Consider the following 524-nt stretch of genomic DNA (forward strand, 5'->3'; position numbering starts at 1 on the left):
CGGATTGTCGGCCATTTCTCCGTCAACTCTGGCGGTAATTTGGCTTTTAATTGAAACACATAACGCTCTTCCTGGCGGCCATGTCCACTCTCTTTGTGCTCGACGACAATCTTCTCTTTCTGGGCGTCAAACAGTGACTGGAATTGCGATTGAACCGCTTGATACAGCTTCGGTTGATTATTCTTGACCTGTACCACTACATGAGCCTTCTTCTCGCTGATTTTCTCCAGTGTCTCACGCTGACAATGCAACGCATCGAGTGTGACAACGGCTCCTTTTAGCTCAAGAATGTCCAGCATATCTTTGACGGTTTCGATTTCCCCCTTCTTGTTAGGGGTTGCTTTCTGGCTTAACACCAGACCATTTTCGGTATCGTAAGCCGTGACCAACTGAAGCGCATCCTTGGCATTTCCCCGAAAGGAGCCGCGTAACACCTTGCCATCAAAGGCAATGATGGGTTTGCCCTGATAAGTGCGCTGTTCATTGACCCAGCACAGCAACGCTTCAAGCAAGGTATCGATGAC

1 pseudogene is annotated in these 524 nt (G+C 48.9%); it reads right to left on the reverse strand.

Annotation, left to right across the window (positions count from 1 at the left end):
• A pseudogene (locus ACYVG7_RS04690) lies at positions 1-524 on the reverse strand (ISAs1-like element ISAs1 family transposase); the annotation flags it as partial.

Source organism: Pseudaeromonas pectinilytica (assembly GCF_054780855.1).